The sequence below is a fragment of the Acidovorax sp. MR-S7 genome (assembly GCF_000400995.2).
Lineage (GTDB): Bacteria > Pseudomonadota > Gammaproteobacteria > Burkholderiales > Burkholderiaceae_C > MR-S7.
Window position 1 is genome coordinate 1 of the sequence record NZ_DF238963.1, and the last position, 5564, is coordinate 5564.

The window sequence follows — 5564 nt, forward strand, 5'->3', positions numbered from 1 at the left end:
TCATTGTGCTTACGGACAGGCCGGCTCGCGCCGGCGGTGGATTGTCCGTTTACACAAAATTCTGCACACCCTCTTTTTTTGACTCGCATCAAGGCGCCGAAGGCGCCCGCCGGCATACTGGAGCGCGCATGACACAGCTTTCTTCCCGGAACAAGGCCCTCGTCCTGGCGGCCGCGCTCGTGGCGCTGCTGCTCGCGGGCGGCTACGCCTGGCGGCAGTGGGATGCCGCGCACCAGAACGACGGCCTGGCGGGCGGCAACGGCCGCATCGAGGCCACCGAGGTCGATGTGGCCACCAAGTACGCGGGCCGCGTGGCCGAGATCCTGGTGCGCGAGGGCGACTTCGTGCAGGCCGGCCAGCCGCTGGCGCGCATGCAGGTGGACAGCCTGCTGGCCCAGCGCCGCGAGGCCGAGGCCGGGCGCGAGCAGGCGCGCCAGGCGGTGGCGGCGGCGCGCGCGCAGGTGGCGCTGCGCGAGAGCGAGCACGCCGCCGCGCAGGCGCAGATCGTGCAGCGCGAGGCCGACCTGGACGCCGCCCAGCGGCGCACCGTGCGCTCCGAGGCGCTGGCGCACCAGGGCGCCATGCCCCTGCAGGAGCTGGACGACAACCGCGCGCGCGTACGCGGCATGCAGGCCGCGCTGAAGGCCGCGCAGGCACAGGCGCGGGCCGCGCAGGCCGCCATCCAGGCCGCGCGCACGCAGGTGGACAGCGCGCAGTCGGCCGTGCAGGCCGCCGAGGCCACGGTGCAGCGCATCGTGGCCGACCTGGACGACAGCCAGCTCGCCGCGCCGCGCGACGGCCGCGTGCAGCTGCTGCTGGCCCAGCCCGGCGAGGTGCTGGCGGGCGGCGGCAAGGTGCTCAACCTGGTCGACCTGACCGACGTGTACATGGGCTTCTTCCTGCCCGAGACCGTGGCCGGCCGCGTGGCGCTGGGCAGCGAGGTGCGCATCGTGCTCGACGCCGCGCCGCAGTACGTGATCCCGGCCACCGTGTCCTTCGTCGCCAGCACGGCGCAGTTCACGCCCAAGACGGTGGAGACCGCCAGCGAGCGGCAAAAGCTCATGTTCCGCGTGAAGGCGCGCATCGCGCCCGAGCTGCTGCGCAAGCACCTGGAGCAGGTGAAGACCGGCCTGCCCGGCCAGGCCTGGATCCGGCTGGATGCCAGCCGCGACTGGCCCCTGCATCTGCAAGCGGCCGTGAACCCCTGAGAACGTGTTTACGATCTGTTCATGGTGCCCGTTGCCCCGCAAAGGCGGCAGGGGCAAGGAGCAAAGCGCAGCCGGGCTGGTGGCCCGGCGAGCATTTGCAACGCCGCAGATGCCGCCTTTGCGGAGCAACCCTTCGGGCAAGGCAGCAAACAGCCGCACTCGTCGTTGCCCGCCTTGGCCAGGCCGCCAGCATGGCCAGCGGCGTGCGCCTAGATTGCGGCTGTTTGCTGCCTTGCGGGCACCATGAACAGATCGCAAACACGTTCTGAGATGGAGCCCGTCATCCGCCTGCGGGATGTGCGCCTGCGCTACGGCGAGGCGCAGGCCCTGCGCGGCGTGACGCTGGACGTGCCGCCGGGCCGCATGGTCGGCCTGATCGGGCCCGATGGCGTGGGCAAGTCCAGCCTGCTGGCGCTGGCCGCCGGCGCGCGCGCCATGCAGGAGGGCCGCATCGAGGTGCTGGGCGGCGACATGCGCAGCCGCCGGCACCGCGACCGCGTCTGCCCGCGCATCGCCTACATGCCGCAGGGCCTGGGGCGCAACCTCTACCCCACGCTGTCGGTCGAGGAGAACCTGCAGTTCTTCGCGCGCCTGTTCGGCCACGGCGCGGCAGAGCGGCGCACGCGCATCGACGCGCTCACGCGCAGCACCGGGCTGCACCCGTTCCTGGCGCGGCCAGCGGGCAAGCTGTCGGGCGGCATGAAGCAGAAGCTGGGCCTGTGCTGCGCGCTGATCCACGACCCCGACCTGCTGATCCTCGATGAGCCCACGACCGGCGTGGACCCGCTGGCCCGCGCGCAGTTCTGGGACCTGATCGCCGGCATCCGCGCGTCGCGCCCGCAGATGAGCGTGCTGGTCGCCACCGCCTACATGGACGAGGCGCAGCGCTTCGACTGGCTGGTAGCCATGGACGACGGCGCCCTGCTCGCCACCGGCACGCCGGCCGAGCTGCTGGCGCGCACCGGCGCCGGCACGCTCGAAGCCGCCTTCGTCGCGCTGCTGCCCGAGGCGAAGAAGCGCGGCCACGCGCCCGTGGTGATCCCGCCGCTGCGGGAGGACGAGGGCGACATCGCCATCGAGGCCCAGGGCCTGACCATGCGTTTCGGCGACTTCGTGGCGGTCGATGGCGTGGATTTGCGCATCCGGCGCGGGGAGATCTTCGGCTTCCTCGGCTCCAACGGCTGCGGCAAGTCCACCACCATGAAGATGCTCACGGGCCTGCTGCCCGCCAGCAGCGGCCGCGCGTGGCTGTTCAGCCGCGAGGTGGACCCGCACGACATGGCCACGCGCCGGCGCGTGGGCTACATGTCGCAGGCGTTCTCGCTCTACGGCGAGCTGACGGTGGAGCAGAACCTCGTGCTGCACGCGCGCCTGTTCCACGTGCCCGAGGGCGAGGTGCCCGCGCGCGTGGCGGAGATGCTGGAGCGCTTCGGCCTGCAGGACGCCCGCGCCGAGCTGCCCGCGCGCCTGCCGCTGGGCATGCGCCAGCGCCTGTCGCTGGCCGTGGCCATGGTGCACCGGCCCGAGCTGCTGATCCTGGACGAGCCCACCTCGGGCGTGGACCCGGTCGCGCGCGATGCGTTCTGGCGCTTGCTGGTGGAGCTGTCGCGCCGCGACCGGGTGACCATCTTCATTTCCACCCATTTCATGAACGAGGCCGAGCGCTGCGACCGCATGTCGATGATGCACGCGGGCCGCGTGCTCGACAGCGACGCACCCGCCGCGCTGGTGGCCAAGCGCGGCGCGGCGACGCTGGAGGAGGCCTTCATCGGCTACCTGCTCGAAGCGGCAGGCGAATCGAAAAGCATAGCTGCCAGCGCTTCTCCAGAAAGGGATTCAGGCAAGAAACCATCTGAAACCCAGGAACAACAAGCGCAACCAGCTCCCGAAACAGGAGCGATCCGCCACCGCGCCTTCAGCCCGCAGCGCCTGCTGAGCTACACGTGGCGCGAGGCGCTGGAGCTGCGCCGCGACCCGGTGCGCGCCACGCTGGCGCTGGTGGGCTCGCTGATCCTGCTGCTGGTGATCGGCTTCGGCAGCAGCATGGATGTGGAGAACCTGCGCTTCGCCGTGCTCGACCGCGACGAGACCACGGTGAGCCAGGGCTACGTGAACGCCCTCTCGGGCTCGCGCTATTTCACCGAGCGCCCGCCCATCGCGGACTACGCCGAGCTGGACCGGCGCATGCGCAGCGGCGAGCTGTCGCTGGCCATCGAGATCCCGCCCGGCTTCGGGCGCGACGTGCTGCGCGGGCGCGCAGTGCAGATCGGCGCCTGGGTCGATGGCGCCATGCCCATGCGCGCCGAGACGGTGCAGGGCTACGTGCAGGGCATGCACCAGCACTGGCTGGCCACGCAGCTCCACGAGCGCACGGGGCAGCGGCCGGGCACGCTCGCCAGCATCGAGACGCGCTTTCGCTACAACCCCGACGTGCGCAGCCTGCCGGCCATGGTGCCGGCCGTGATCCCGCTGCTGCTGCTCATGCTGCCCGCCATGCTGACGGCGCTGGCCGTGGTCCGCGAGAAGGAAATGGGCTCCATCCTCAACCTCTACGCCACGCCCGTCACGCGCACCGAATTCCTGCTGGGCAAGCAGCTGCCCTACGTGCTGCTGGCGCTGCTCAACTTCCTGCTCATGGTGCTGATGGCGGTCACCGTGTTCGGCGTGCCCCTCACCGGCAGCTTCGCCACGCTGCTGCTGGCGGCCGTGCTCTACGCCGTCTCCGCCACGGGCATGGGGCTGCTGGCCAGCAGCGTGACCCGCAGCCAGATCGCTGCCATGTTCTTCGCCATGATCGGCACGCTGATCCCGGCCGTGCAGTTCGCGGGGATGATGGACCCGGTCTCCTCGCTCGAAGGCGGCGCGCGCCTAGTGGGCGAGGTCTACCCGGCCACGCACATGTTCACCATCAGCCGCGGCGTGTTCAGCAAGGCGCTGTCCTTCGGCGACCTGGGCCAGCCGCTGCTGGCGCTCGCCGCGTCGGTGCCGGTCATCATGGCGGTGGCGATTCTGCTGCTGAAGAAGCAGGAGAAGTGATGCGCCGGCACCTGCTCAATATCTACCGCCTGGGCGTGAAGGAGCTCTGGAGCCTGCTGCGCGACCCGGCCATGCTGGTGCTCATCGTCTACGTGTTCACCGTCTCGGTCTACACAGCCGCCAAGGCCATGCCGGAGACGCTGCACAACGCGCCCATCGCCATCGTGGACGAAGACGGCTCGCAGCTGTCGCAGCGCATCGCGGGCGCGTTCTACCCGCCGCACTTCAAGGCGCCCGAGCACATCGGCATGCAGGCCATGGACGCCGGCATGGACGCGGGCCGCTACACCTTCGTGCTCGACATCCCGCCCCATTTCCAGCGCGACGTGCTCGCCGGGCGCGGCGCCCAGCTGCAGCTCAACGTGGACGCCACGCGCATGAGCCAGGCCTTCACCGGCAGCGGCTACGTGCAGCAGATCGTGATGGCCGAGGTGCAGGAATTCGCGCAGCGCTACCGGGGCGCAAGCGCCCCGCCGGTCGACCTGGCGCTGCGCATGCGCTTCAACCCGGCGCTGGACAAGGCCTGGTTCGGCAGCCTGATGCAGATCATCAACAACGTGACCATGCTCTCCATCATCCTCACCGGCGCGGCGCTCATCCGCGAGCGCGAGCACGGCACCGTGGAGCACCTGCTGGTCATGCCCGTCACGCCGGCCGAGATCATGCTGGCCAAGGTCTGGTCCATGGCGCTGGTGGTGCTGGCCGCCGCCGCCGTGTCGCTGCTGCTGGTGGTGCAGGGCTGGCTGGCCGTGCCCGTCGAGGGCTCGCGCGCGCTCTTCCTGGCAGGCGCGGCGCTGCACCTGTTCGCCACCACGTCCATGGGCATCTTCATGGCCACGCTGGCGCGCTCCATGCCGCAGTTCGGGCTGCTCATGGTGCTGGTGGTGCTGCCGCTGCAGATGCTCTCGGGCGGCACCACCCCGCGCGAAAGCATGCCGGCGGCCGTGCGCGACATGATGCTGGCCGCGCCCACCACCCACTTCGTCGAGCTGGGCCAGGCCATCCTGTACCGCGGCGCGGGGCTGGAAGTGGTGTGGCCGCAGCTGCTCACGCTGGCCGTGATCGGCGCGGTGCTGTTCACGCTGGCGCTGGCGCGCTTTCGCAAGGCCCTGGGCGCCATGGCCTGAGATGAAACGACAACCCCCTGAGCCGCTTCGCGGCATCCCCCTTCTCTCTACGCGCTTCGCGCTAGGGAAGGTCTGCGCAATGCGCTTTGATGTGTGCTGATGGAGCCTGATCGAGCCGTTTCGCCGCTTCGAGCCGCTTTGCAGCGGTTTTTCGTCCCTTGCGGCCCCGCTTTTCGGCCATTTGGCCGTTTGC

The 5564-nt window shown here is 70.5% G+C and carries 3 protein-coding genes; all 3 read left to right on the top strand.

Going from position 1 to position 5564, the window contains the following annotated elements; all coding sequences use genetic code 11:
• Positions 1-128: 128 nt before the first annotated feature.
• Positions 129-1208: an HlyD family secretion protein gene (locus tag AVS7_RS18340; RefSeq protein WP_020229511.1), complete on the top strand. Its 1080-nt coding sequence runs from the start codon at positions 129-131 to the stop codon at positions 1206-1208.
• 243 nt (positions 1209-1451) lie between these two features.
• Positions 1452-4244: a ribosome-associated ATPase/putative transporter RbbA gene (gene rbbA, locus AVS7_RS18345; protein WP_034691165.1), complete on the top strand. Its 2793-nt coding sequence runs from the start codon at positions 1452-1454 to the stop codon at positions 4242-4244.
• A complete protein-coding gene (locus AVS7_RS18350) occupies positions 4244-5371 on the top strand; it encodes an ABC transporter permease (RefSeq protein ID WP_020229513.1) in 1128 nt (375 codons plus the stop codon). The genes rbbA and AVS7_RS18350 overlap by 1 nt, the downstream gene beginning before the upstream one ends.
• The last annotated feature ends 193 nt before the right edge of the window (positions 5372-5564 follow it).